22 protein-coding genes are annotated in these 26,620 nt (G+C 71.0%); 8 read left to right on the forward strand and 14 right to left on the reverse strand.

Annotation, left to right across the window (positions count from 1 at the left end):
- Positions 1 to 92: 92 nt before the first annotated feature.
- On the forward strand, positions 93 to 827 hold the full coding sequence (locus AB0I69_RS10245) for a polysaccharide deacetylase family protein (RefSeq protein WP_363095158.1): 735 nt from the start codon (positions 93 to 95) through the stop codon (positions 825 to 827).
- A gap of 1 nt (position 828) precedes the next feature.
- Here the strand turns inward: AB0I69_RS10245 and AB0I69_RS10250 are convergent, their stop codons facing one another.
- On the reverse strand, positions 829 to 2,073 hold the full coding sequence (locus tag AB0I69_RS10250; protein WP_363095159.1) for a cytochrome P450: 1,245 nt from the start codon (positions 2,071 to 2,073) through the stop codon (positions 829 to 831).
- Between the two features lie 100 nt (positions 2,074 to 2,173).
- The gene (locus AB0I69_RS10255) at positions 2,174 to 3,184 is read right to left on the reverse strand and encodes a DUF2278 family protein (RefSeq protein WP_363095160.1); all 1,011 of its coding nucleotides are present in this window, start codon (positions 3,182 to 3,184) and stop codon (positions 2,174 to 2,176) included.
- A 202-nt stretch (positions 3,185 to 3,386) separates the two neighbouring features.
- Here AB0I69_RS10255 and AB0I69_RS10260 point away from each other — a divergent pair, with 202 nt between their 5' ends.
- On the forward strand, positions 3,387 to 3,827 hold the full coding sequence (locus AB0I69_RS10260) for an SRPBCC family protein (protein WP_363095161.1): 441 nt from the start codon (positions 3,387 to 3,389) through the stop codon (positions 3,825 to 3,827).
- 213 nt (positions 3,828 to 4,040) lie between these two features.
- Here AB0I69_RS10260 and AB0I69_RS10265 read toward each other — a convergent pair whose 3' ends face one another.
- Positions 4,041 to 4,682, reverse strand: a complete 642-nt coding sequence (locus tag AB0I69_RS10265) for a LysE family translocator (protein ID WP_363095162.1) — start codon at positions 4,680 to 4,682, stop codon at positions 4,041 to 4,043.
- Between the two features lie 156 nt (positions 4,683 to 4,838).
- Here AB0I69_RS10265 and AB0I69_RS10270 point away from each other — a divergent pair, with 156 nt between their 5' ends.
- Complete coding sequence (locus tag AB0I69_RS10270) at positions 4,839 to 6,977, forward strand: serine/threonine-protein kinase (protein ID WP_363095163.1); 2,139 nt, start codon at positions 4,839 to 4,841, stop codon at positions 6,975 to 6,977.
- A gap of 5 nt (positions 6,978 to 6,982) precedes the next feature.
- Here the strand turns inward: AB0I69_RS10270 and AB0I69_RS10275 are convergent, their stop codons facing one another.
- The 5 genes from AB0I69_RS10275 to AB0I69_RS10295 all read right to left on the reverse strand — a co-directional run bounded on the left by AB0I69_RS10275 (position 6,983) and on the right by AB0I69_RS10295 (position 13,649).
- Positions 6,983 to 8,134 (reverse strand): XdhC/CoxI family protein, encoded by a 1,152-nt coding sequence (locus AB0I69_RS10275; RefSeq protein ID WP_363095164.1) that lies wholly within the window; start codon positions 8,132 to 8,134, stop codon positions 6,983 to 6,985.
- A 47-nt stretch (positions 8,135 to 8,181) separates the two neighbouring features.
- The gene (locus AB0I69_RS10280; protein WP_363095165.1) at positions 8,182 to 9,642 is read right to left on the reverse strand and encodes an NCS2 family permease; all 1,461 of its coding nucleotides are present in this window, start codon (positions 9,640 to 9,642) and stop codon (positions 8,182 to 8,184) included.
- Between the two features lie 116 nt (positions 9,643 to 9,758).
- Positions 9,759 to 12,155: a molybdopterin cofactor-binding domain-containing protein gene (locus AB0I69_RS10285; RefSeq protein ID WP_363095166.1), complete on the reverse strand. Its 2,397-nt coding sequence runs from the start codon at positions 12,153 to 12,155 to the stop codon at positions 9,759 to 9,761.
- Between the two features lies 1 nt (position 12,156).
- Positions 12,157 to 12,750: a (2Fe-2S)-binding protein gene (locus AB0I69_RS10290; RefSeq protein WP_363095167.1), complete on the reverse strand. Its 594-nt coding sequence runs from the start codon at positions 12,748 to 12,750 to the stop codon at positions 12,157 to 12,159.
- On the reverse strand, positions 12,750 to 13,649 hold the full coding sequence (locus AB0I69_RS10295; RefSeq protein WP_363095168.1) for a xanthine dehydrogenase family protein subunit M: 900 nt from the start codon (positions 13,647 to 13,649) through the stop codon (positions 12,750 to 12,752). Before AB0I69_RS10295 ends, AB0I69_RS10290 begins: the two co-directional genes overlap by 1 nt.
- Positions 13,650 to 13,961: 312 nt before the next feature.
- Between AB0I69_RS10295 and AB0I69_RS10300 the strand changes: the two genes are divergently transcribed.
- Together AB0I69_RS10300 and AB0I69_RS10305 are read left to right on the forward strand one after the other, a co-directional pair.
- Positions 13,962 to 15,635 (forward strand): PucR family transcriptional regulator ligand-binding domain-containing protein, encoded by a 1,674-nt coding sequence (locus AB0I69_RS10300; protein WP_363095169.1) that lies wholly within the window; start codon positions 13,962 to 13,964, stop codon positions 15,633 to 15,635.
- A 114-nt stretch (positions 15,636 to 15,749) separates the two neighbouring features.
- Positions 15,750 to 16,532, forward strand: a complete 783-nt coding sequence (locus AB0I69_RS10305) for a hypothetical protein (protein WP_363095170.1) — start codon at positions 15,750 to 15,752, stop codon at positions 16,530 to 16,532.
- A 1-nt stretch (position 16,533) separates the two neighbouring features.
- Here AB0I69_RS10305 and AB0I69_RS10310 read toward each other — a convergent pair whose 3' ends face one another.
- A complete protein-coding gene (locus AB0I69_RS10310; protein WP_363095171.1) occupies positions 16,534 to 16,797 on the reverse strand; it encodes a hypothetical protein in 264 nt (87 codons plus the stop codon).
- Between the two features lie 128 nt (positions 16,798 to 16,925).
- Positions 16,926 to 17,735 carry a GntR family transcriptional regulator gene (locus tag AB0I69_RS10315; RefSeq protein WP_363095172.1) on the reverse strand — a complete coding sequence of 270 codons (810 nt, stop codon included), beginning with the start codon at positions 17,733 to 17,735 and terminating at the stop codon, positions 16,926 to 16,928.
- A gap of 156 nt (positions 17,736 to 17,891) precedes the next feature.
- Here AB0I69_RS10315 and AB0I69_RS10320 point away from each other — a divergent pair, with 156 nt between their 5' ends.
- Positions 17,892 to 18,740 carry a (2Fe-2S)-binding protein gene (locus tag AB0I69_RS10320; protein WP_363095173.1) on the forward strand — a complete coding sequence of 283 codons (849 nt, stop codon included), beginning with the start codon at positions 17,892 to 17,894 and terminating at the stop codon, positions 18,738 to 18,740.
- A 303-nt stretch (positions 18,741 to 19,043) separates the two neighbouring features.
- On the forward strand, positions 19,044 to 20,084 hold the full coding sequence (locus AB0I69_RS10325) for a DUF2637 domain-containing protein (RefSeq protein ID WP_363095174.1): 1,041 nt from the start codon (positions 19,044 to 19,046) through the stop codon (positions 20,082 to 20,084).
- Positions 20,085 to 20,163: 79 nt separating this feature from the next.
- Here AB0I69_RS10325 and AB0I69_RS10330 read toward each other — a convergent pair whose 3' ends face one another.
- Both AB0I69_RS10330 and AB0I69_RS10335 read right to left on the reverse strand, forming a co-directional pair.
- Entirely contained in the window at positions 20,164 to 20,616 is a 453-nt protein-coding gene (locus tag AB0I69_RS10330) for an ATP-binding protein (protein WP_363095175.1), read from the reverse strand.
- Between the two features lie 486 nt (positions 20,617 to 21,102).
- Positions 21,103 to 21,570, reverse strand: coding sequence for a hypothetical protein (locus tag AB0I69_RS10335; protein WP_363095176.1), 468 nt, complete (start codon positions 21,568 to 21,570; stop codon positions 21,103 to 21,105).
- A 181-nt stretch (positions 21,571 to 21,751) separates the two neighbouring features.
- Between AB0I69_RS10335 and AB0I69_RS10340 the strand changes: the two genes are divergently transcribed.
- Positions 21,752 to 22,891, forward strand: a complete 1,140-nt coding sequence (locus AB0I69_RS10340; protein WP_363095177.1) for a helix-turn-helix transcriptional regulator — start codon at positions 21,752 to 21,754, stop codon at positions 22,889 to 22,891.
- A gap of 12 nt (positions 22,892 to 22,903) precedes the next feature.
- Here AB0I69_RS10340 and AB0I69_RS10345 read toward each other — a convergent pair whose 3' ends face one another.
- Complete coding sequence (locus AB0I69_RS10345; RefSeq protein WP_363095178.1) at positions 22,904 to 24,646, reverse strand: pyruvate dehydrogenase; 1,743 nt, start codon at positions 24,644 to 24,646, stop codon at positions 22,904 to 22,906.
- A gap of 73 nt (positions 24,647 to 24,719) precedes the next feature.
- Positions 24,720 to 26,120, reverse strand: coding sequence for a protein phosphatase 2C domain-containing protein (locus tag AB0I69_RS10350; RefSeq protein ID WP_363095179.1), 1,401 nt, complete (start codon positions 26,118 to 26,120; stop codon positions 24,720 to 24,722).
- Positions 26,121 to 26,620 lie beyond the last annotated feature (500 nt).

The raw sequence follows: 26,620 nt of genomic DNA on the forward strand, positions 1-26,620 counted from the left end.
GTATACTCGCTGCGTATAGTCCGTACATGCCATCTCTGAGTGCTCTGAGTAAGAAGAGGAAAAGAACCCGGGACGGGTTGCGTGCCGTCGGCATGTTTGTGGCCGTTGCCGCGCTGGCCCTGTCGTCGAGCGGCTGCACCAAGCTCGACACGACCGCGCCGGCCGCTGCCCGGGCCGAGGCCGCGTCGGCCACCGCGCAGGCCCGGTTCGGGACGGTCGACTGCCGTGAGGTGAAGTGCATCGCGCTGACCTTCGACGCCGGGCCGAGCGAGAACTCGGCGCGGCTGCTCGACATCCTGAAGGAGAGGCAGGTCCCGGCGACCTTCTTCCTGCTCGGCAAGCGGCACATCGAGAAGTACCCGGAACTGGTCAAGCGCATGGCGGCCGAGGGGCACGAGGTGGCCAGTCACACCTGGGACCACAAGATCCTGACCCGAATTTCGCCCGCGCAGATACGCGACGAACTGGAACGCACGGACAACGCGATAGAGCGGATCACCGGCAAGCGGCCGACACTGATGCGCCCGCCCCAGGGCCGCACCGACGACACCGTGCACAAGATCTGCCGGGAGCTCGGCCTGTCGGAGGTGCTGTGGAGCGTGACCGCCAAGGACTACGCGACCACCGACTCCGCACTGATCACGAAGCGCGTTCTCGCCCAGGCCACCCGGGACGGTATCATCCTGCTGCACGACCTCTACCAGGGCACCGTGCCCGCCGTCCCCGGGATCATCGACGCGCTGAAGGAGCGCGGGTACGTGTTCGTGACCGTGCCGCAGCTCCTCGCGCCCGGGAAGGCGGAGCCGGGGAAGGTGTACCGGCCCTGAGTCACCACGTCAGATGCAGGGCGTACGGGGAACGGTGGATCATCGTCGGCCGCATGGTGACCGGACGGTCCTCCGCCAGCCGAAGGCCGGGCAGCCGCCTCGTCAACTCCTCCAGGGTGAGCCGGAGTTGCTCGCGGGCGAGCTGGGAGCCCGGGCAGCTGTGCACGCCGAAGCCGAACGCGAGGTGGCGGCCCGGAGCGCGGGTGATGTCGAACGTGTCTGCACGCGCATGCCGCCTCTCGTCACGGTTGGCCGCGCCGAAGGCGATGAACAGCGTTGCCCCGGCCGGGAGTTCGGTGCCGGCGAGGACGACCGGCCGGGTGGTGACCCTGCGGAACCCCTGCAGCGCGGTGTCGTAGCGGGCCGCCTCCTCGATCGCCGCGGGGATGCGCTCGGGCTCGGCGCACAGCAGCTCCCACTGTTGCGGGTGCCGGAGGAGGTGCAGGACGGTCGTGCCGATGAGCGCGGTGGTGGTGAGGTGACCGGCGATGAGCAAGTTCTGGAGGTGGGCGACGAGTTGGTGCCTGTGCTCCAGGGTCAGGTCGCCGTCCCCCTCCTCGGTCACCGAGGCGATCAGTTCCGTACAGAGGTCCTGGCGGGGTTGTGCGTGCCGCTCCTGTACGTACCGGTCGAGGGTGTGCTGCATCGCGACGACGTCCTCGGCCGCGGCGATCTGCTCGTCCTCCGCCAGCGGGCGGAAGAGCAACTCCTCGGCGCGGTGGCCGCCGTGGACGACCCCGGGTACGTCGGCGGGGTCGAGGCCGACGATCCTGCCGACGACCTCGCCGGGCAGCTGCCTGGCGTACGCCGACATCAACTCGACGTGTCCGTCCCCGTGCTCGCCCTTGTCCCCGTCCTTGACGAACGCGTCCACCAGGGCCGCGGCGCGCTCGGCGGCGTACGGCAGGACGGCCGTGACGCGGGCCGGCGAGAGGCCGCGGACGATCGGTGCGCGCAGCTGCTGGTGCTGCGCGCCGTCCGCGGTGACGACGACGGGCCGCCCGCCGAACCCGCCGCCGAGGACGGCGAGCGCGGCGGGCGACGGCAGCACGTCGGGTCGTAGTGCCATTGCCGAGGAGAAGTCCTCGGGGCGGCGCAGGACTTCGCGTACGTCGGCGTCCCGGGCGACGAGCCAGGCGTCGAGTTCGGCGAGGTGGGTGAGCCCCTCGGTCTGCCGTGCCCGGGTGTAGACCGGGTACGGGTCGCGCTGCAAGTCGTCGAGTCTGGCGTGCAGTTCGCGGTCCACGGGACACCCTCCGGACGGTGGTGCGGTGCGGGTCGGGCTCATCGTGCCGTACGGGTGCGCGGGTGCGGTAGGGAACTTCCGGGCAGTGAGGGCGAGTTGGTCAGAAAACGACGGTCCAGCCCTCCCGTGCGGCCTGATCGGCGGTGTACGAGACGCCGTGGACCTTGAGGCCGTTCGCGTCGAGGAGGGTGATCTCTCCGCCCTGGTTGCCGAGTTGGACGCCGTCCGTGAGCGGGACGAGCAGGGTGGCGCCCGCTGCGAGGGCGCCGGACGGTACCGCGCAGGAGTGGCCGAGCCGGTCCCGGACGCGCCAGCCGGTCGGGTCGAGCGGCTCGGGCGAGGCGTTGAGGAGCGTGACGCTCTCCGTCTCGGGTGCCGGGCCACGCGGGTTGACCAGGGCCGCCACGATCCGCACGGGCTGCCCGCCGGGCTCGTTGCGCGAACCGTCGGTGCCCTCCAGGGTGTGGCCGGTGGTGTCGTCGGTGTGCCAGGACTGGCTCTGGAAGGCGAGGAAGATGCCCACCCAGCGCGACTGTGCCGGGAAGTGGATCAGGATGCCGCCGTCCTGCCAGACCCCGTCGTCGCCGCTGAAACGGCGGCTGTTGCCCTGGTTCATGTGGATGTCGTGGACGCCGTTGCCCGGCAGGAAGCCGAACACCTTGTCCTTGACGGTCGGTTCGGGACCGAAGCGCTCGCCGAAGACGTACAGCCGGGCGTCCGGGTCGTCCACCGCGCGTCGTACGTAGTGGTCGAGGAGGTCGGCCAGGTCGTTGTCGGGACCGCTCGCGTCCGGCGGGAGCGTCCGCAGCTGTGCCGGGTCGAAGAGGTTGCCGCGCACGAAGTCGAGGTTCGGGCCGCCGGGTCCGGGCAGCAGGGTGTTCCAGCCGCTCGGGAGGCCCTCCAGGCGGGCCGTGACCGGGTGTTGGAAGTCCTCGCTGACGAGATAGAGCAGCTCGGAGGGCTGCTCCGCGGACAGGACGTTGACCGCGGCCCGGAAGTGTGTGCCCGAGTCGTCCGTGAGATGGATCTGGTAGTGCGGTGTACCGGCGGCGCCCTCGCGCCTCGTGTCCACCGCGCGCGTGATCAGTACGCCGTAGGCCTTCAGTGGCATGACGACCAACTCCCCCTGGGGACAGGCGGGATGCCCGCCCGTGGGAGAAAGCCTATGGGGGAGGCGCCCGCTCCGGCCGGGACGCGGGGAAACTGGGGGCGGCTGTCCGGTGTACGTCTCCGTACCTATGAACCGCTAGGCCATGGGTGTGAGCCGCCGATGAAAGTACCGCCGATCAAGAAGCGTTCTCTACGATCCATACATGGTCAACTTCCGTCTCGAACGCACGGCCCCGCTCCCGCTTGAGGAGGCGTGGCGCCGGTTGACGGAGTGGCCACGCCACGCCGACGTGGTCCCGCTGACCCGGGTCACCGTGGTCACTCCCCCGCCGACCCGCGAGGGCACGGTCTTCGTGGCCCGTTCCGGGCTCGGCCCGCTCGGCTTCGACGACCGGATGGAGGTCACCGTGTGGCGCCCGCCGACGGACGACGAGCCGGGCCTCGTTCGACTGGAGAAGCGGGGTCGGGTCGTCACGGGGTGGGCGGAGATCGAGGTACGGCCGGGGCCGGGAGGCCGTAGCCGCGTGGTCTGGCAGGAGGAGCTGGCGGTCCGCTTCCTGCCGCGCTTCTTCGACCGGCCCCTGCGGTGGGCGGCGCGGTCGATGTTCGGGCGGGCGGTGAACGGGCTGTTGAGACGGGCGTGACGGCCGACCACAGAGTTGCCCGAGGCTCGCCTCGATCCTCCCGGCTGGTCGACGGTCTCAGTCCCTCCGACCGACCGGAAGCCTCAGTCGTCCCTGCCTGTCGGCAACCTCAATCCTCCCGGCCGGCCAGCAGCCTCGGCCCCTCCGGCCCGTAGGCAGCCCCAGCTCCCCCAGCCCGCCGGCCGCCTCAGTCCTCCCGACCAGCCAGCCCCCTCAGTCCTTCCGGCCCGTCGCGGCGACCGTCACGCCCAGGCCGATCATGGTGAGCCCGCCGATCCCGCCGACCGCGGACAGCCGCCGTGGCGACCGCGCGAACCAGTCCCTGGCCGTGGACGCGACCAGCCCCCACACGCTGTCGGAGACCAGGGCGATGATGTTGAAGACCAGGCCGAGCAGCAGCATCTGGCTTGCGACGTGCCCCTGTTCACGGTCCACGAACTGCGGCAGTACGGCGGCGAAGAACACGATCGTCTTGGGGTTGGCCACCCCGACGGCGAACCCCTCCCACAGGGTGCGCAGACCGCTGTGCGGGGCCGTCTCCTCCCCGGCGAACGCGGCGCGCAGCGAGCCGCGTTGGCGCCATGCCTTCACCCCGAGATACATCAGGTAGGCGGCGCCGGCGAGCTTCAGGGCCGTGAAGACGAGCACCGAGCGCTCCACCAGTGACCCGATTCCGAGCGCGACGGCCACGACGAGCAGATAGGCGCCGAGCGTGTTGCCCACCACAGTGGTCAGCGCGGCCCGGCGGCCGTGGGCCAGCGCCCGCCCGATCACGAACAGCACGCTGGGTCCGGGAACCACGATCAGCAGGAAGGACAGGGCCGCGAAGGCGAGCAGTCGGTCGGTGGACATCATGGGCCCATGGAAGACGGGGGTACGTGGGGCTCGCAACCCAATTCCCGGTCCTGCCCGGACCGTCGAGGTCGATGTCCGGTGGCAGGGGCGAACGCTCTAGTGTGATGGCCCTGAACGGCCCATGTGGCCAAGGGAATCAGGAGAGGTGACCGGCGAATGTCGCTTCGCCCCGGGGACACGGAGTCGATCGGTGGTTACGCGCTGGTCGACCGGCTCGGCAGCGGCGGGATGGGTGTCGTGTATCTGGGGCGCTCGGCGTCGGGCCGGCAGGTCGCGGTCAAGGTCGTGCACGCCCAGTACGCGCTGGACGAGGAGTTCCGCGCCCGCTTCCGGCAGGAGATCGCCGCCGCCCGCCGGGTCAGCGGAGCGTTCACCGCCCCCGTCGTGGACGCCGACCCGGACGCCGAACTGCCCTGGATGGCCACGCTCTACGTCCCCGGCCGCACCCTGGCCGAAGTCATCGACAGGGACGGCCCGTTGGGCGGACAGGCCCTGCGCACACTCGCGCTGGGCCTGGTCGAGGCGCTGCGGGACATCCACCAAGCCGGTGTCGTGCACCGGGACTTGAAGCCGAGCAACGTCCTGCTCGCCGAGGACGGCCCCCGCGTCATCGACTTCGGCATCTCCCGCGCCGCCGACAACCAGGCCCTCACCGTGACGGGACGCCTCATCGGCACCCCGCCCTTCATGTCCCCCGAGCAGTTCGCCGCGCCCCGGGACGTCACCCCCGCCTCCGACGTCTTCTCACTCGGCTCACTGCTGGTGTACGCGGCCACCGGCAACCGCCCTTTCGACGGCGCCAGCCCGTATCTGACGGGCTATCAGGTCATGTACGAACAGCCACGACTGGACGGGGTACCCGAGCCCCTGCGCACCATCGCCGAACGCTGCCTGGACAAGGAGGCGACGGCCCGCCCCCAACTGGCCGAACTTCACAGCATGTTGCTGACCTTGAGCGAGTCCACCGCGACGGTGGCGGACCTCCCGAGCACGGCGCGCCCCCGCCCGGACACTCCCGAGACCGTCCCGGACAGCGGCCGACGCCCGCGCCGGACCAGGCGACTCGTCATCGCCCTCGCCACCGCGCTCGCCGTCACCGCGCTCGGCCTCACGACCCTGCACTGGATGTCGGACGGCACCACCGACTCGGGCACACCCGCCGCGTCCACGCGCTCCGCGTCCCGCACCGCCGTAGAACTGCCCACCGGCTGGAAGCCCTGGCGCGCGAGCCTGCTCACCGCCAAGGTGGGCAACCCGCTCGACTACGGCGAGTCCGGCTGCGTGGCGGGCGGCAGCACCCTGTACTGCGCCGGTACCGGCTTCACGGTGTCCGCGCTCGACGCCGCCTCCGGCCGGGTCGGCTGGCGCTCGGGCACCAGCCCGGAGACCTCGCGCCCCGTCGGCGTCCGGGACGGCCGGGTCTACACCTACGTCAAGCCGGACTCGTCCCGGACCTACATCGCCCGGCGACTGGTCGCCCTGGACGCGAAGACCGGCACCCAGCTCTGGGAGCAACCGGTCAGCGAGGACCACAACGCCGTGCTGTTCGACGGCGGCATCCTGGCGATGGACGTGACCGCGACGCGGTTCGTCGCCTACGACAAGTCCGGCCACCGACTCTGGACCGCCGCCGCGCAGTCGAAGGCCGGCACCGACTGCACCCCGACCGTGCTCGGCGGCGCCCCCTACGGCCTGTGCAGGCCTGCGGACGATCCCACCAAGGGCGGTGTCGGCGTGCTGCGCCTGGACCCGAAGGACGGCACGTCGAAGGATGTCGCCCAACTGCCCATAGGGGCCATGCCGTTGGGCACGCTCGACGGACGGTTGACGTTCGCGGTGCCGCGGTTGGCGGAGGGCTCCTTCGGCAGCGGCGAGGACCAGCCGTACACAGCCCTGGAGGAGTTGGACCCCGCCGGCGGGGGCGAGCGGGTCCCGCTGCCGGCAACCACGCGTGGCACGCCCACCCTCGTCAAGGGCGTCATCTGCTTCGTCCGCCCCAACGGCACGGTCACCGCCGTGCGCGCGACCGACGGCAAGCGGCTCTGGCAGCGGGAGACGGACACCGAGAACCTGTCGACGCCGGTGTTCTCGGCAAAGTCCAACAGGCTCTATTTCTCGAACCGGTTCGGCCGTCTGCTGGCCCTCGACCGGAGCACCGGAGCCGTCGCGTGGCGTACGTCCGCACTGGCGAACCCCGGCGACTCGACGGACGACACCACGCCGTACGTCCTGCTCGTCAAGGACGCGATCGTGGCCGTGGCGGGCTACACGGCGTTCTCGGTCCGCCCCCGTTGAACCGCTCAGGCCACCGACCCGATCCGCCCCACCTTCGCCGACGTCGCGTCGTGGTGGATCGGCGTGTGCGCCCCGGTGAGTGAAACCCCGCTGCCACCACGCTTGTTGGCGACGATCTCCGCGGCGATCGACAGGGCCGTCTCCTCGGGCGTACGCGCGCCGAGGTCGAGGCCGATCGGGGACCTCAGCCGCGCCAACTCCATTTCCGTGACGCCGACTTCACGCAGCCGCTCGTTGCGGTCGAGGTGGGTGCGGCGGGAGCCCATCGCGCCGACGTACGCCACCGGGAGCCGGAGGGCGAGGTGGAGCAACGGTACGTCGAACTTGGCGTCGTGGGTGAGGACGCACAGGACGGTACGGGCGTCGACGTCCGTGCGGTCGAGGTACTTGTGGGGCCACTCGACGACGATCTCGTCGGCGTCGGGGAAGCGGGCCCGGGTGGCGAAGACGGGGCGGGCGTCGCACACCGTCACGTGGTAGCCCAGGAACTTGCCGACGCGGACCAGCGCGGAGGCGAAGTCGATGGCGCCGAAGACGATCATCCGAGGCGGCGGGACCGACGACTCGACCAGGACCGTGAGCGGGGCCCCGCAGCGGGAGCCCTGTTCGCCGATCTCGACCGTGCCGGTGCGGCCCGCGTCCAGATGGGCACCGGCCTCGGTGACGACCGTACGGTCCAGTTCGGGGTGGGCGCCGAACCCGCCGTCGTAGGAGCCGTCGGGGTGTACGACGAGCGCGCGGCCCCGCAGCTCGGCGGGGCCGGAGACGATCCGGGCGAGCGCCGCCGCCTCGCCGTGGGCGGCGGCGGACAGTGCGGCGGCGGCCACCGGACGGGCGGGGTCGCCGACCCGTACCGGTGTGACGAGGATGTCGATGACTCCGCCGCAGGTCAGGCCGACGGCGAAGGCGTCCTCGTCGCTGTAGCCGAAGCGCTCCAGGACGGTTTCGCCGTCTGCCAACGCCTGTTGGCACAGTTCGTAGACGGCGCCTTCCACACAGCCCCCGGAGACCGAGCCGATCGCTGTGCCGTCGGCGTCCACCGCGAGGGCGGCGCCGGGCTGGCGGGGTCCGCTGCCGTCGACGGCCACCACGGTGGCGACGGCGAAGTCGCGGCCCTGCTCGACCCACCGGTGCAGCTCTTCGGCGATGTCCAGCATGTCTCGGTCTCCTGACGGGGTGGTGGGGAAAGGCTTTCCAGGATCTGCTAATGCACGCCCAGCCAGCTCTCGACCGGGTGGAGGGCGAAGTACACCAGGAAGATCACCGTCAGGCCCCACATGAAGGCGCCGATCTCCCGCGCCTTGCCCTGAGCGGCCTTGATGGCGACGTACGAGATGACTCCCGCGGAGACGCCGGCGGTGATGCTGTAGGTGAAGGGCATCACAACTACCGTCAGGAAGACAGGGATCGCGGTGGCCCGGTCGGCCCAGTCCACGTGGCGGGCGTTCATCAGCATCATCGAGCCGATGACGACGAGGGCGGCGGACGCGACCTCCTGCGGGACGATCGCGGTGAGTGGAGTGAAGAACAGGCAGGCCGCGAAGAACAGGCCTGTCACCACCGAGGCGAGGCCCGTTCGCGCGCCCTCCCCGACCCCCGTCGCCGACTCGATGAAGACCGTCTGGCCGGAGCCGCCCGCCACGCCGCCGATCGCGCCGCCGGCGCCGTCGATGAACAGCGCCTTCGACAGGCCCGGCATCCGGCCCTTGGCGTCGGCGAGTTTCGCCTCCGTGCCGACGCCGATGATGGTGGCCATCGCGTCGAAGAAGCCGGCCAGCACGAGCGTGAACACGATCATGCCGACCGTCATCGCGCCGACCTTGCCCCAACCTCCGAACTCCACATGGCCGAAGAGCGAGAAGTCCGGCATCGAGACCGCGCTGCCGTGCAGTTCGGGGGCGGCGCCGCTGGCCCACTGCCTGGGGTCGATGACCCCGGCGGAGTTCAGGATCGCGGCGACGACCGTGCCGGTGATGATGCCGATGAGGATGGCTCCGGGCATGTTGCGGGCCTGGAGCATGAAGATGAGGAGCAGGGTGCCGGCGAACAACAGGACGGGCCAGCCCGCGAGTTCACCCGCCGGGCCGAGGGTGACCGGGGTCGCCTTGCCCTGGTGCACGAAGCCGGACTTGTAGAAGCCGATGAGGGCGATGAACAGGCCGATGCCCATGGTGATGCCGTGTTTGAGGGCGAGCGGAATCGCGTTCATGATCATCTCGCGCAGGCCGGTGACGACGAGCAGCATGATGACCACGCCGTACAGCACGCACATGCCCATCGCCTGCGGCCAGGTCATCTGCGGGGCGACCTGCGAGGAGAGCACACCGGAGACGGAGAGACCGGCGGCGAGGGCCAGCGGCACCTTGCCGACGAAGCCCATCAGGAGGGTGGTGAAGGCCGCCGCGAACGCGGTCGCGGTGATCAGGCCCTTCTGCCCGAGCGTGTCCCCCGCCACGTCCTTGCCGGACAGGATCAGGGGGTTGAGCAGCAGGATGTACGCCATCGCCATGAAGGTGGTGACACCGCCGCGCACCTCACGCGCGACGGTCGATCCTCGCCGGGATATGTGGAAGTAGCGGTCGAGCCAGGACCGGCCGGCCGGGACGCGGGTTCCTTCACCCGCGTCTTCGGCGGCGGTCCTGGGCTCTACGGACTGCTGGGTCATGGGGCCATCTCCCAAGGTTCACAGGGGCACCCGCTCACTGCCTTCGGCGGCATGCGGGATTTGGGATGGACGACCCGGGGGACGGCCCGAGACGAACAATGTGGGGACCCGGAGGGTCACTTGCCCGTGAGGTGCTCCGGGCGTACCGGTGTCCTGTTCAGTTCCAGCCCGGTCGCGTTCCGAATGGCCGCTAGCACGGCCGGAGTTGACGACAGGGTCGGGGCCTCGCCGATGCCGCGCAGCCCGTACGGGGCGTGCTCGTCGGCGAGTTCGAGCACATCGACCGGAATGGTCGGCGTGTCGAGGATGGTGGGGATCAGGTAGTCCGTGAAGGACGGGTTCCTGACCTTGGCGGTCTTCGGGTCGACGATGATCTCCTCCATGACCGCCACGCCGAGACCCTGGACCGTACCGCCCTGGATCTGGCCGATGACGGACAGCGGGTTGAGCGCCTTGCCGACGTCCTGTGCGCAGGCCAGTTCGATCACCTTGACCAGGCCGAGTTCGGTGTCGACCTCGACGACGGCGCGGTGCGCGGCGAAGGTGTACTGGACGTGCCCGAAGCCCTGTCCGGTACGGAGGTCGAAGGCCTCGGTGGGGCGGTGCCGCCACTCGGCCTCGATCTCTACGGCCTCGCCTTCGAGGACGTCGACCAGATCGGCCAGCACCTCACCGCCGTCGGTGACGACCTTGCCGCCCTCCAGGAGGAGTTCGGCGGTGGCCCAGGCCGGGTGGTAGGTGCCGAGCTTGCGGCGGCCCATCTCCAGGACCTTCTCGCGGACCAGCTCGCAGGAGTTCTTGACGGCGCCACCGGTGACGTACGTCTGGCGGGAGGCCGAGGTCGAACCGGCGCTGCCCACCTGCGTGTCGGCCGGATGGATCGTCACCTGGGTGACGCCCAGCTCGGTGCGGGCGATCTGCGCGTGGACGGTGACACCGCCCTGGCCGACCTCCGCCATCGCGGTGTGCACGACGGCGACGGGTTCTCCGCCGACAACTTCCAGGCGGACCTTGGCAGTTGAGTAGTCGTCGAATCCCTCGGAGAAGCCGACGTTCTTGATGCCGACCGCGTACCCGACCCCGCGGACGACGCCTTCGCCGTGCGTGGTGTTGGACAGACCGCCCGGCAACTGCCGTACGTCGGCGGCCTCTCCGGCCGCGAGCCACTGCTGCTCGGGCGGCATGGGCATCGCCTTGACGCGGCGGAGGAGTTCGGCGACGGGGGCCGGGGAGTCGACCGGCTGCCCGGTCGGCATGATCGTCCCCTGCTCCATCGCGTTGAGCTGGCGGAACGCGACCCGGTCCATGCCCACCTTGTCGGCGAGCTTGTCCATCTGGGCCTCGTAGGCGAAGCACGCCTGGACCGCGCCGAAGCCGCGCATCGCGCCGCAGGGCGGGTTGTTGGTGTAGAGCGCGATGGCCTCGATGTCGACGTCGTCGATGACGTACGGACCGGCACCGAGCGAGGAAGCGTTTCCTACGACCGCCGGGGAGGCCGACGCGTAGGCGCCGCCGTCCAGGACGATCCTGGCCTTGAGGTGGGTGAGCTTGCCGTCCTTCGTGGCGCCGTGCTCGTAGTAGAGCTTGGCGGGGTGGCGGTGGACGTGCCCGAAGAAGGACTCGAAACGGTTGTAGACGATCTTGACCGGCTTGCCGGTGCGCAGGGCCAGCAGGCAGGCGTGGATCTGCATCGACAGGTCCTCGCGACCGCCGAACGCGCCGCCGACGCCGGACAGCGTCATCCGGACCTTGTCCTCGGGCAGGCCGAGCACGGGCGCGATCTGCTTGAGGTCCGAGTGCAGCCACTGGGTCGCGATGTAGAGGTCGACGCCGCCGTCCTCGGAGGGGACCGCGAGACCCGACTCCGGGCCGAGGAACGCCTGGTCCTGCATGCCGAAGGTGTACTCGCCCTCGACGATGAAGTCGGCGCGCTCCCGGGCGGCCGCCACGTCGCCGCGAATGATCGGCTGGCGGTGCACGATGTTCGGGTGCGGGACGTGGCCGATATGGTGGTCGTCGCGGCCCTCGTGGACGAGGATCGCGTCCGGCGCCGTGGCGGACAACTCATCGGTGATGACCGGGAGTTCGCGGTACTCGACCTTGATCTTCGCGGCGGCGCGGCGGGCGGTCTCCGGGTGGTCGGCGGCGACGATCGCGACCGGCTCGCCGTGGTGGCGGACCTTGCCGTGGGCGAGGACCGGGGTGTCCTGGATCTCCAGGCCGTAGTTCTTGACGTCGGTCGGCAGGTCGTCGTACGTCATGACGGCGTAGACGCCCGGGGTCTTGAGCGCCTCGACGGTGTCGATGGAGACGATCTCGGCGTGCGCGACCGGGGAGCGGAGGATCTGGCCCCAGAGCATGTCCTCGTGCCACATGTCGGAGGAGTACGCGAACTCGCCGGTGACCTTGAGGGTGCCGTCCGGGCGGAGCGTGGACTCGCCGATGCCGCCCTTGGTCTGCGAACCCTGGGTGACCTTGGTGGGAGTACCGATGGGGGTGCCTTTGACAGACATGTCAGACCGCCTCTCCCTGCCGGGCTGCCGCCAGGCGGACCGCGTCCATGATCTTCTCGTAGCCGGTGCAGCGGCACAGGTTGCCCGAGAGCGCCTCGCGGATGTCCGCGTCGGTCGGGGTCGGGTTGTGCTCCAGCATCTCGTCGGCGGCGACGAGGAGCCCGGGGGTGCAGAAGCCGCACTGGACGGCGCCGGCGTCGATGAACGCCTGCTGGATGGGGGCGAGTCGGGTGCCCTCGCCGGTCTGCGAGTCGGTCGGCTTGGGGTGCCAGGCAGGGGACCCACTCTGAGAAAGTGTGTCATTTTTCGCGGAAGTGTCACACTTTTCCGCACCACATGCCCGCTGCCGCGCGTAGTCCGCGAGGCCCTCGACGGTGACGACCTCGCGGCCCTCGACCTGACCGGCGGCGACGAGACACGAACACACCGGGATGCCGTCGAGGCGGACGGTGCAGGAACCGCACTCCCCCTGCTCGCAGGCGTTCTTCGAACCCGGGAGGCCCATCCGCTCCCTCAGCACGTACAGCAGGGACTCGCCCTCCCACACGTCGTCCGCTTCCTGCGGGCGGCCGTTGACCGTGAAATTGACGCGCATCAGGCGACACTCCCCTTCTCGATGGAGCGGCCGTCAGTGCCGCGGTACGACTCCCAGGTCCAGGTCAGGGTGCGGCGGGCCATGATGCCGACCGCATGCCGGCGGTAGCTCGCGGTGCCCCGGACGTCGTCGATCGGGTTGCAGGCGGCGGAGCACAGGTCCGCGAACTGCTTGGCGACCGACGGGGTGATGATCTTCCCGCTCTCCCAGAAGCCGCCCTCGTCGAGCGCCGCGTTCAGGAATTCCTCGGCGGCCTTCGCCCGGACGGGGGTCGGCGCGGCCGAACCGATGCCGGTGCGGACCGTGCGGGTGGCCGGGTGCAGGGCCAGACCGAAGGCGCACACGGCGATCACCATCGCGTTCCGCGTGCCCACCTTGGAGTACTGCTGCGGGCCGTCCGCCTTCTTGATGTGGACGGCCCGGATCAGCTCGTCGGGCGCGAGCGCGTTGCGCTTCACGCCGGTGTAGAACTCGTCGATCGGGATGAGCCTGGTGCCGCGCACCGACTCGGCCTCGACCTCGGCGCCGGCCGCGAGGAGCGCGGGGTGGGCGTCGCCGGCCGGGGAGGCGGTGCCGAGGTTGCCGCCGACGCCGCCGCGGTTGCGGATCTGCGGGGAGGCGACGGTGTGCGAGGCGAGGGAGAGGCCCGGCAGCTCGCCGCGCAGGTTCTCCATGATCCGGGTGTACGGGACCGAGGCCCCGAGCCGCACGCTGTCCGCGCCGACCTCCCACTCGTAGAGGTCGCCGACGCGGTTCAGGTCGAGCAGGTACTCGGGCCGACGGTGGTCGAAGTTGATCTCGACCATCACATCGGTGCCGCCCGCGATCGGGACTGCGGTGGGGTGCTCGGCCTTAGCGGCGAGCGCCTCCTCCCAGCTGGCGGGGCGAAGGAAGTCCATGACCGGCTCTCTTCTTCGTCTCGTGGGTCGTACGGATCAAGCCAGTTCGTGTGCGGCGGGTCCGGCTCGTTCATGTGCTGTTAATGCAGCGTGAGGTCAGTACACAGCGCCGTGCGCGGAGCGGGTCAGTCACGGAAACCATGAAGGAGTTGGCTGGCCAGGGCGGGCATCTTGTAGATTCATATGAACGGAGGTCATCAGTAACCCCTCCGATTCCCTGTGGAAACGTGGGAAACAGCCCCGCACGGCCCCGCACCCACAACACCTCTTGGTTCATCGTAGTTTTCTAGACAAAGAACGGCGGCGACGGCGATGCGGCTGCGCGCACTTCTGGACACCGATGCGCTGGGGCTGCGGCTGCTCGGCGGCGCGGACGAGCTGGACCGCACGGTCCGCGGGGTGATGACCACCGACCTGCGCGACCCCAGCCGCTACCTCTCGGGCGGCGAGCTGGTCCTGACCGGTCTGGCCTGGCGCCGCGACGCCTCCGACACCGAGCCGTTCGTACGGCTCCTGGTGTCCGCCGGGGTGGCCGCGCTGGCCGCCGGAGAGGCCGAGCTGGGGGCAGTCCCGGACGACCTCATAGCCGCCTGCGCCCGGCACCGGCTGCCGCTGTTCGCGGTCAACGAGTCGGTGGCGTTCGCGACGATCACCGAGCATGTCGTACGGCAGGTGTCCGGCGAGCGGGCCGGTGATCTCGCGGCCGTGGTGGACCGGCACCGCCGGATGATGACCTCGGGTCCGGCGGGCGGCGGCCCGGACGTGGTCCTGGACCTGCTGGGCTCCGACCTGGACCTGCGGGCGTGGGTGCTGTCGCCGACCGGGCGGCTCATCGCGGGCTCGAAGGTGTCGGGGCCCGCGCTGCCCGTCGACGTGTGCGCCAAGCTGGCCGCCGAGCACCTGGCCGCCGCCCGCACGGGCCGCCGGGGACCGCACCGGCTGGCGCTGGGCCCCTCGACGTACTCGCTCTTCCCGATCCGCAGCAGCGGGCGCTCCCCGCAGGGGTCCCGGGACGTGCGCGAGACGGTGCTGTCGGACTGGCTGCTGGCGGTCGAGGCGGACGCCGGGGACTGGCCCGACGAGCGACTGGACCTGCTCCAGGGCGTCACGCAGCTGATCGCGGTCGAGCGGGACCGGCGGGACGCGGCGCGCACGGTACGCAGACGGCTCGCGCAGGAGGTCCTGGAGCTGGTGCAGGCGGGTGCCGCGCCGGCCGAGATCGCCGCGCGCCTGCGGGTCGCCGCTCCCGTCCTGCTGCCCGGGCTCGGTGCGGCCCCGCACTGGCAGGTGATCGTGGCCCGCGTCGAGTGGGACGGCGGGGACATCGAGGCCGGGCCGGTCGCCCAGTCCCTGCTGGAGGAGATCCTGGTCGATCCGCTGACGACGGGCCCCGAGCCCTCCGACCGGATCGCCGTGGCCCACATGGGCGACGAGGCCATCGCCCTCGTACCGCTGCCCGCGGTGTCGGCGGAGCACGACGGCTCCGAGTCCGGGATCCACGCGGACGTACTCCTGGAGGCCGTACGGGACCCACTGTCGGCCGGGCTCGACGACGACGGGCGGGTCACGCTCGGGGTGAGCGCGGCGGTGCACTCGGCGGAGGGGCTGCGCGGGGCGCTGGAGGAGGCGCGGCACGCGCGGCGGGTGGCCGCCGCCAGGCCCGGGCGGGTGTGCGCGGCGGGGCACCAGGAGCTGGCCTCGCACGTCCTGCTGCTGCCGTTCGTGCCGGACGACGTACGGCGGGCGTTCACCGCGCGCCTCCTCGACCCGCTGCGCGACTACGACCGCCGGCACCGCGCGGAGCTGATCCCGACGCTGGAGGCGTTCCTGGAGTGCGACGGCTCCTGGACGCGCTGTGCGACCCGGCTGCACCTGCACGTCAACACGTTGCGCTACCGGGTCGGCAGGATCGAGCAGTTGACGAGTCGGGACCTCTCGCGCCTTGAGGACAAGCTGGATTTCTTCCTGGCGCTGCGGATGAGCTGACCCGAAGATCCCACGACTTTGTGAATTCTTTCACCCACCCTCTTGGCCGGGCCCCGGGATTCGTGCTGAGATGCCACCACTCAACAGCTCAATGGTGTGCTCGGGGAGGGCAACGTGGCGCATTCCGCCATGTCTGGAAACGGAACGACCGAAGGTGACGATCCCCTCCAGACCGCGGTGTGGCGGCTGCGCTCGCGGGCCTGCTGGGCCGACGCGGCGGCGCTGCTGCGGCCCGACACCGCGGCACCGGCCCTGCAGCGGACCGCGCTGCTCGTGGAGCGGTGTCTGTACACCGAGCAGGGCTGGGAGGAGGCCGATGACGCGCTGCGTACGGCCGAGGCCCTGGCCCACAGCGACGACGAGCGCGGTGCGGCGGCCTGCGAGCGCGGGCACCTCGCCTACGCGGCCACGCTGCACGGGGTCCGCGACCGGGCGGACGAGGCGCGGGCCGCGCTCGGGCGGGCGGCGGCGCTGATCCCGCCGGGTGGTTCGGGGCGGGCGCTGCTGGACTTCCGGCGCGGGCTGCTCGCGGAGAACCTCGCGCGTTCGCCGCAGGCGGCGCGGGCCGCGTACCGGCGTGCGCACGCGGGGGCCGCCGACCAGGCCGACCCGCTGCTGCTGTCGTTCACTCATCGTCACCTGGCCGGACTGGCCCTGCGGGACGGGGAGTTGGCGGAGGCGCGGCACGGCTTCGCCGAATCGCTGCGGATCCGGGAGGAGTTGGGCTACCTCGTCGGTACGGCACCGGCCCTGGCGTCCCTCGCGGACGCCGAGGTCGAGCCGGAGGCGTCCCGGCTGCGCGAGGAGGCCCGGCGGCTGTTCCGGCTGCTCGGGGGCGTACCGACCTGGCTGGCACGGCAGTTGGCGGTGCCCGCTCCGGGTGCGGCCACGGCGTAGGTCAGGAGCCCTCGGTCCGGTTCTGCACGACGTTCACGACGTGGTGGACGAACTGCAGGACGGACGCCCGGAGTTCGGGGTCGCGCGCGACCAACACCACGACGGCGACGAGCAGTAGGAAGGTCAGCAAACCGCCGCCGCGTCCGGGGCGGGAGTGGCTTCGCCGGGCTCCCGCCTGCGCGGCGCGCATCCCGTCCTGCGATGCCTGTCGCGCCGACTGCTCAGCGCCTCGTCGGGCGGCCTGCTGGCCGGGATTCGGAAACATCGGCGCTCTCCCCCATGGAACGGTCATTCCTCTCCATGGGGCACGTCACCGCCGGTCGGGCGGGTTCCCGGTGCGGCCCACGGTCGCCGGACCCGGACCCGCTCGTGACCGGAGTCACATATTCGCGTTCACACCGCGCCCGCGAAGTGCTCCCGCACCAGGGACTGCACCATGTCCCACTCCCCCGCGCACAACGCCTCCAGGAGTTCCAGGTGTTCGGCGGCGTCCGCCACCAGGTCGGCCCGCCCACGCGCGGCAGGGCCGCCGACCAGCGGCCACTGGGCGCGGCGGTGCAGGTCCTCGGCGATGTGGACGAGCTGTTCGTTGCCGGAGAGGGAGAGCAGCCCGCAGTGGAAGGCCCGGTCGGACTCGGCGTACGTGGCCCGGCATCCGGAGGACGCGGCGCGGACGGTTCCCTCGGCCAGGGGGCGCAGGTCGGCCCAGCGGGCGGCGGGCACCGTACGGGCGAGCCGCAGCATCACCGGGACCTCGATCAGGGCGCGGATCTCGGCCAGTTCGGCCAGTTCCCGGGCGCCCCGCTCGATCACCCGGAAGCCGCGGTTCGGTACGACCTCGACGGCGCCCTCGGTGGCGAGCTGCTGCATGGCCTCGCGCACGGGCGTCGCGGAGACACCGAACCGCTCGCCGAGCGCGGGCGCGGAGTAGACCTCGCCCGGGGTCAGCTCCCCGCCGACGAGCGCGGTGCGCAGGGCGTCCAGGATCTGCCCGCGCACGGAGGGCCGCTGGAGAACCTGACGGGGGCGGGGGATCGGCGTCTCGCTGTGCGTGTGCTCACCGCGCACCGCACTGGCGCCGTCCCCGAGATCCCGGTCCCGGCCCACGTCCGCGGCGCGCTGCTGCGGCGGCACCCAGGCCGCCCTTGTCGCACTCGGGTCCGGAACACCCGTCCCGGCGGAACCCTGCGTGCCCTGCTTCACGGGTCCTCCTCCGGACGTGTCGGTACTTGGGGTCATTACGGCGTCTTGTTACTCGTCCGTCAAGCACCTTAGGCGCAGATCGGACTAGTTCAAATCCCGAGCCGCGCGGGTAAGGTAAGCCTTACCTCTAAACCAACGGCGAATCGGTGGTCCCGGATGCCCCTGCCCTCTTCGGCCGTAGCGGACGCGTACGCCCGCCTCACCGAGGTCATCCCCGGGCTCGCGATCACCGAACTCACCCCGGAGCAACCGGCCCCGAGCGGCGGCGGCTGGGTCTGCGCCGCCGCGCTCGCGGAGGGCGGCGCGGGCCTGGAGGCGTTCCTGGCCCGGGACGACGCCCAGGTCCTGCGCGACCACGGCCGGCCGGGCCGCCCGGACGTGATAGCGACGTTCGGCCTGCACCGCTACGCCTGGCCGGTCGTCCTGCTGATCACCGTGCCGTGGTTCCTGCACCGCCGGGTCCCCCGCTTCCCGGTGACCCACATCTCCTACGACCGCACGGCCGCCGGCCTGGACATGGGCCACCTGACCGTCCGCACCGACTCGTTCGCCTGCCTGCCCGGCGATCCGGCGGCGGCGCTGCCCGGCGCCCGGGTGGTCGCGGACGAGGAGGCGCTGCGGGCGGAGGTGCGGGCCGCGGTCGCCGAGCACCTGGAACCCGTACTGACCGGCTTCGGCCCGCGGATGCGACGGCGTGGCCGCGCCCTGTGGGGCATGGCGACCGACGAGATCGTGGAGGGGCTCTGGTACGTCGCCGACCTCTTCGGCGAACAGCCGCGGGCCGTACGCGAGTTGGAGAGGCTGCTGCCGGGGGCGACCAAGCCGTACATCGGGTCGGCCGCGTTCCGTGAGGTGACCGGCCCGGACGGCGAGCCGCTGTCCACCCGGGACCGGGCGAGCTGCTGCATGTACTACACGCTGGACGCCGACGACGCCTGCGCGACCTGTCCGCGCACCTGCGAGGCGGACCGGGTCACCAAGCTGCTGGCTGCCGCCGCGAGTTGAGGGACCCTCAGGCGCGGGCCGGATTCCGGGACCGCTAGGATCAGCCGCGAACGAGGCGCCCGCCCGGTTACAGGTGATTCACAAATTCCTCACTTGTCGCAGGAACTTTCCGTGGAACCACCCGTACGGGTAGTCTTATTCGAACTCAACTCCCGCCCCTCAAGCGGCAGTTCGAGCAGAAAGCCGCCCTGGGCATCCCCTTGCACCTCCTTGGCGGCCTCTTGCCCCGAAAACGCCTGAGGGCCGTTGGGATTGGGCCACTATGGCGGGCGTTACGCCCTATCCCAATGCAAGGGACCCCAGATGAGACTGACCGACATATCGCTGAACTGGCTGCTTCCCGGCGCCGTACTGCTCCTGGGCATGCTGGCGGCGGTAGCGGTGCTCGCGCGGAGCAAGCGGTCCGGCGGGGAGCACGCGAAAGACGACTCGTGGGAGCGCACGGAGGAGCGCCGCAGGCGCAAGGAGGCCATATACGGCATCGCCTCCTACGTCCTTCTGTTCTGCTGTGCGGCGGTCGCCGCGGCACTCTCCTTCCACGGACTGGTCGGCTTCGGCCAGGAGAACCTCGGCCTCACCGACGGCTGGGAGTACCTGGTCCCGTTCGGCCTGGACGGCGCGGCCATGTTCTGCTCCGTCCTCGCGGTCCGCGAGGCCAGCCACGGTGACGCGGCCCTCGGCTCCCGCATACTCGTATGGACGTTCGCGGCCGCTGCCGCCTGGTTCAACTGGGTGCACGCGCCCAGGGGTGTCGACCACGCGGGCGCTCCGCAGTTCTTCTCCGGCATGTCGCTGTCGGCCGCGGTCCTGTTCGACCGCGCGCTGAAGCAGACCCGACGGGCCGCGCTGCGCGAGCAGGGTCTGGTGCCGCGTCCGCTGCCGCAGATCCGTATCGTCCGCTGGCTGCGGGCCCCCAGGGAGACCTACAGTGCTTGGTCGCTGATGCTCCTGGAGAACGTGCGCAGCCTGGACGAGGCGGTCGACGAGGTGCGCGAGGACAAGGCGAAGAAGGAAGAGACCCGACTGCGCCGGCGCGACCAGCAGCGGATCGAGCGGGCCCAGCTCAAGGCCATAAGCCGGGGCCAGCGCGGCCTCATCGGACGGGGCGGCGGCCGGTCGCCGGAACCGCAGGCCCTGGAGCGCGGCTCCGGTCAAGCTTCCGCGGAGCCTGCTCTATCGACGGGAGAACCGCTGCCGGTTCGCACGCGTCCCTCACTCCAGCCAGTCCGCGGGGCATCTGACCCGATAACCGTCGACCTCACCGCGGAGGACGACACGATGGCCCTGCCGCGACTCGACTCCCTTGAGCGCAAGCTCAAGGACCTGGAGCAGCAGTTCGGCTGAGCTGAGAACTGATATTCCGGGACCGGGCGACAACGGGACGGGGGCGGAGTCCAACTGGACGCCGCCCCCGTCCCGTTGCTCATGCCGTGTCCGAATCGAGCTCGAACCAGACGGACTTGCCCACCCCGTGGGCCGACACACCCCAGGCGTCCGCGAGGGACTGCACCAGGACCAGGCCCCGCCCGTGCGTACCGTCGTCGGCGATCGGTACGCGCAGTCTGGGCCTGCGGGCCACGAAGTCCCGTACCTCCACGCGCAGTCCACGTGGTCCGACGGTGGCCGTCAGCACGGCGTCGTGGTCGGTGTGGACCAGTGCGTTGGTGACGAGTTCACTCGTGAGCAGTTCCGCTATCTCCGATCGTCCCGGCCTCCCCCAGTGCCGTAACAGTTCACGCAACGCCCTACGTGCCTCGGGCACTGCCCGCAGGTCCGCGCGTCCGAGTCTGCGCCTCAGTTGAGGCGGCTGCGCCGGTTCCGTGGCGCTGTCGGCCGTTTCCTCCACCGTTTTCGCCGAGGAGGCCCCGATCGCCATGGGACCGCCCCCTCGTGCTTGCCTCTTCATGACCCCCGCCTGCACGCCGGTTTTCCGGTTCCCTTCCTGCTCGAACATGTTCACGGGGATCCATGCCCTCGTCGGGATCGGGGCAGTCATGTCGAGTCGCCGACGACCGGGTGTTCGGCCACGAACACTGCGTAACCGGCGGGGCGGAGGAATCGGGGGCAGTGCCGTCCGAAGCATCGAACGGCGACCATACGGCGTATGCGGCGCGGGTGGGGCGGTCGGGGCGTTCCCCTCCGGGGTCTCATGGCTCCCGGCCTCGGGACCCGACACCCCGTGACGTCCTGACCACGGGCGATCGCACCAGCTGCCGATACTGGGCTGCCGATCCGGCCGTAGTCCGCGAAGGCGTGGGGCGGGTGGTCCCCCCGGACCTCCCCAGAAGCCCATGAAGCCCACGCTCCGCGAAACTGGCCGGAATCAGCCGCTCAGGAACCGCGAACGGCTCCTCTGCGAGGCCTACTTGCCGCCGATTCCCTTCGTGCCGATGTGGAAGATCTTGTGGGTCGTGCGGGTCATGTCGACGACCAGCTTGCTGGTCTCCCCGCCCGCCCAGATCAGGGTGACGCGGGCCTCCGTGTAGCCGGCGGTGCCGTTGTCGGTGACCTTCCAGCCCACGGGGGTGTCCTGGGCCTCCAGGACACCGTCCGCGTGCTCCCGCGCCTCCCAGGCCTCCAGCTTCTTCAGGTAGTCGGCGCGGATGTAGTACTTCCGCAGCTCGTCGGTCAGCCTGCCGCTGTGGTCCGCGTCGCTCTCGGCGTCGATGTAGGCGCCGTAGAAGTCGGCGATGCGGGTGATGTTGTCGGACGGCTTGCCGCTGACGGTGCGCGGGCCGCCGGCGGAGGCCTGGGCGGAGACGCCCAGCCCGAGGGCGAGGGCGAGGCCGGCGGCCAGGGCGGTGCGGCGCATGGCCTTCTTGCTGTTCACGTGGGTTCCCCGTTTCGGTTCGGTGCCGTGCTGTGGTCGAGTCGAGCTTCGGCGTCCGGCGGCGAAGACCGCAATGACCGACACCCACTCCGCAACGGTGGAACCGTCCCACCCCGCCTGACCTCCTGATATATGGAGTGCCTGGGATGCCGTCCCAGGACGCGACACGCACGGGGGCACGGTGTCGGCCAAGGACAACGACAGGGACGTCGAGGAGTTCGCGGCGCTGCTACGGCGGCTGAAGTCGCGCACGGACCGCAGCTACGGCACGCTGGCCCGCCGCCTGAACATGAACGCCTCGACCCTGCACCGCTACTGCACGGGCGACACCGTCCCGCTCGACTTCGCGCCCGTGGAACGGTTCGCGGCACTGTGCGGGGCGACACCGGAGGAACGGCTGGAGCTGCACCGGCGGTGGATCCTGGCGATGGCGGCACGGCAACAACGACAGGCTTCCGGGGCGCCGCCGGAGAACCCGGTCCAGGAATCGGTGCAGGAATCGGTGCAGGAATCGGTACCGGCCGAGGTCCCGGAGCCGACGCCCAGGGAGATGACCGGACAGACGCCCGGGCAGCTGCCCTGGTACCGGCGGCGGCGCACGCTCATCGCCGCCGTGGTGTGCGCGGTGCTCGCCGTGTGGGGCAGTCTGTCGGCCGTGTCCGCCCACGACACCGCCAAGCCCGAGGCGGCACCGTCCGCTCTCCCCGCACCCCTCACCTGGACCGCCGACTCCCAGGTGTGGAGCGACCACTGCAGCCACGACTACGTCGTCGACAAGTCGCCCGCGCACGTCCCACCGCCCCCGGCCCCGGAGGACGCCGCGGCCTGGGCGGCGAAGCAGCACGCGGTGCACGGGCGGGTCACGAACGTCGAGATCTCGGTACAGGGGCGGACCTCCACGGCGGTCGTCCTGGAGGCGCTGCGGGTGCGGGTCGTGGGCCGGGCGGCACCGGCCCACGGCACCGTCTACGCCATGGACCAGGGCTGTGGCGGAGGGCTCAGCCCCCGCTACTTCGGTGTGAACCTGGACGCCCGCCGCCCCCTCGCCCGCCCGGTCGCCGGGAGCGACGAGGCGGGGGCGCGGGCCCCGGCCGTGCACCTGCCGTACCGGGTCTCGGCGCAGGACCCGGAGGTGCTGCTGGTCACGGCCCGCACCCAGACCTACGACTGCCGCTGGTACCTCGAACTCGACTGGTCCTCCCAGGGCCGCACCGGCACCCTCCGCATCGACGACCACGGCAAGCCGTTCCGCACGAGCGGCATCAAGGGCCTGCCGCACTACTGGTACTCGGCGAAGGGCTGGGCGCCGTACGACGGTTAGGACCGGACGGGTCTAGGGCCGGGGCACGTTACGGATGTTGGAGCGGGCCATCTGGAGCATCCGCCCAACTCCCCCGTCCAGCACGATCTTCGATGCCGACAGCGCGAACCCGGTCACCATCTCGGCGCTGATCTTCGGCGGGATGGAGAGGGCGTTGGGGTCGGTGACGACGTCGACGAGGGCCGGGCCCTTGTGCTTGAAGGCTGTCTTCAGGGCGCCTTCGAGATCCTTGGGCTTCTCGACCCGCACCCCGTAGGCACCGCACGCGCGCGCCACGGCGGCGAAGTCGGGGTTCTTGTTGGTGGTGCCGTACGACGGGAGTCCGGCGACCAGCATCTCCAACTCGACCATGCCCAGGGAGGAGTTGTTGAACAGGACGACCTTCACCGGCAGGTCGTACTGGACGAGGGTGAGGAAGTCGCCCATCAGCATGGAGAATCCGCCGTCGCCGGACATCGACACGACCTGCCGCTCGGTGTCGGTGAACTGGGCGCCGATCGCCATCGGCAGCGCGTTCGCCATCGAGCCGTGGGAGAACGAACCGATGATGCGGCGGCGGCCGTTGGGCGTGATGTAGCGCGCGGCCCACACATTGCACATCCCCGTGTCGACGGTGAACACGGCGTCCTCGTCGGCCAGTTCGTCGACCAGGGACGCAACGTACTCGGGGTGGATCGGGACGTGCTTCTCCACCTTCCGCGTGTACGCCTTGACGACACCCTCCAACGCGTCGGCGTGCTTCTTGAGCATCCGGTCGAGGAACCGCCGGTCCCCCTTCGGCTTCACCCGCGGGATGAGACAGCGCAGCGTCTCCTTCGCGTCGCCCCACACAGCGAGGTCCAACTTCGAGCGCCGGCCCAGGTGTTCGGGCCGTACGTCGATCTGGGCGATCTTCACGTCGTCGGGCAGGAACGCGTTGTACGGGAAGTCGGTGCCGATGAGGATCAGCAGGTCGCACTCGTGGGTGGCTTCGTAGGCGGCGCCGTAACCGAGCAGACCGCTCATGCCTACGTCATACGGATTGTCGTACTGAATCCACTCCTTGCCGCGGAGGGCGTGTCCGATCGGGGACTTGATCTTCCCGGCGAACTCCATGACCTCGGCGTGCGCGCCCGCGGTGCCGCTGCCGCAGAACAGGGTGACCCGGTCGGCCTCGTCGATCATCTGGACGAGTTTGTCGATCTCGGTGTCGCCGGGGCGGACGGAGGGGCGGGAGGTGACGAGGGCGGTCTCGGCGGCCTTGTCCGGGGCGGGCTCGGAGGCGATGTCGCCCGGCAGCGAGACGACGCTCACGCCACTCTGCCCCACCGCGTGCTGGATGGCGGTCTGGAGGAGCCGCGGCATCTGCTTCGGGTTGGAGATGAGTTCGCTGTAGTGACTGCACTCCTGGAAGAGCCGGTCGGGGTGGGTCTCCTGGAAGTACCCGAGGCCGATCTCGCTGGACGGAATCTGCGAGGCGAGGGCGAGGACCGGGGCCATGGAACGGTGGGCGTCGTAGAGGCCGTTGATGAGGTGCAGGTTGCCGGGACCGCAGGAGCCGGCGCAGGCCGCGAGCTTCCCGGTTATCTGCGCTTCCGCGCCGGCGGCGAAGGCGGCGGTCTCCTCGTGCCGTACGTGGATCCAGTCGATGGCGGAGTTGCGGCGGATCGCGTCGACGACCGGGTTGAGGCTGTCGCCGACGACGCCGTAGAGGCGCTTGACTCCGGCGCGGACGAGGATGTCGACGAACTGTTCGGCAACGTTCTGCTTGGCCATGGCTCTCAGGTGCCCTTCGGTTTCCTGTGTCCTACGGATCCCTCTGGGTTCCATGAATTCACAGCCTCGGCGCTCACGCCTCCCAAACGGCGGCGGCCGTGCGGTCGTCGGCATAACCCTTGACCCGTACTTGGGTGTCGGCGAGGAACGCGGCCAGGCCGGGCGGGGTGGTACCGGACCACCGCCCCGACAGGTGGGCGGACAGCTCGGGTTCGCCGCGCAGCGGTTCGGCGAGGCCGCCCGTGCACATCAGCAGGGTGTCTCCCGGGCGGGCGACGGAGGCACGGAAGCGGAAGGGTTCGCGGGGCGGTTCGGGGGCGGGTTCGTACGGGCTCGGCGGCGTCGGAATGCCGAGGTCCATGGTGAGCCGGTCACCCTCCGGGGTCTCGGCGGGCTGCGAACCGAAGCCGACGACGGCCTCCCCGGTCGTGTCGCCCGCGGTGGGCTCGATGTCCTGCCACTCGCCGTCGCGCAGCCGGAACAGTCCGCCCGGGCCGACACCGAAGAAGACGCGGGTACGGCACTCCGGATGGGCGGGGAGGAGCAGGCAGCGCAGGCTGGCCGAGTACTCCTCGGGGTCGATGCCCTGTTCGGCGGCGCTGGCGCGGAGTTTGCCGAGGCTGCGGTCGGTGAGCCGGTGCAGGCCGGACTTGAGATCACCGCGCCGGGCAGCGCGGATGTCCTCGGCGAGGCGTGCATGGCTGCGCCCCACGGCCCGCCCGATCCAGTGACAGGCCTCGGCGGCGGCCCGATGCGCTCCCGGCGTGGCCCGGGCCCCTGTGGCCATCGCGACCAGCACCAACGCCTGCTCCCCGACCCCGAACCGCGCGGTCAGCAACGAGTCCCGCCGCGGCTCGCCCCGGAACCGTGCGGAATCCCCCCGCACGGACGCGGCCCGGAGCGTGCTCGCCCCGTACCGGGCCCCGTCCAGCACGGTGTCCGCGACCAGGTCGTCGAGCTCGTCCGGGTCGGCCGGGGGCAGGGCGGTGGGCTCGGCGTCGTAGGTGGGCGGGCCTGAGCCGACGTAGTCGAGGGTGAGGGGTGCGGGTGGGGGTGGTGCGAGGGCGGGGAGGTTGGGGGGTGGGGCGATGGGGAGGGGCTGCGGGGTGGGGGCGGGGCTGTCGGCGAAGGGTGCGGGCGCGGCCGGTGGCTGGGGATAGGGACGCGGGTCGAACGGGCGGTCCTGGCGGGGGGATTGCTGGGCGATGGCGGGATTGTCGGTGGGGGGTGCGGGAACCGCCGATGACTGAGGGGCGGAAAGCCCGTCCGGACGAAGATCCCCCGGAGCGACGGCGGGGTTGTCGGCAGGAGGTACGGGAGCCGCGGGTCGCTGCGGGTAAGCGGGCGGGAGCTTCGCGCCGGCGGTCCGCTGAGGGGCGGCCGACGGGAGGTCGGGCTGCGTGTCCGCGTGCAGGCCCTGCCGGGTCGGCGCGGGCGGGGCCTTGTCGCTGGGGACGGCGGGGGCCAGGGGCATGACCAGCGGAGGCTCGACATGCGGGTCCGTGCCGGGAACGGCCGGGACCAAAGGCGCAACCACCGGAGGCTCACCACTCGGATCCACGACAGGAACGGCCGGGACCAAAGGCACGACCACCGGAGGCTCACCACTCAGGTCCACTTTGGGAGCGACCGCGCCGGAGCGCCCCAACACCGGAAGCTCGACATCCGGCTCCGCATCGGGAGCGACCACGCCAGACGGCCTCCACTCCGGAGGCCCAACACTCGCAGCCGCATCGGGAACAACCGCACCAGACTGCCGCCACACCGGAGGCTCGCCGTACAGATCCGAGCCGCCCCCTCCCGGACCCGGAACCGAAGACGACGAGGCGCCGGCGCCAGTGGCTGTGGTCGGCCGGTCACCCGGAGCCGCCGCGCCTGCCGCGTCGCCCCGGACGGGACCGAACTCACCGGTACTCCCCGTGGAACCGCCCCCAACCCCATCCACCCTCGAAGCACCCGAAGCACCCGAAGCAC

Source organism: Streptomyces sp. NPDC050508 (genome assembly GCF_040655155.1).
Classification (GTDB): Bacteria; Actinomycetota; Actinomycetes; order Streptomycetales; family Streptomycetaceae; genus Streptomyces.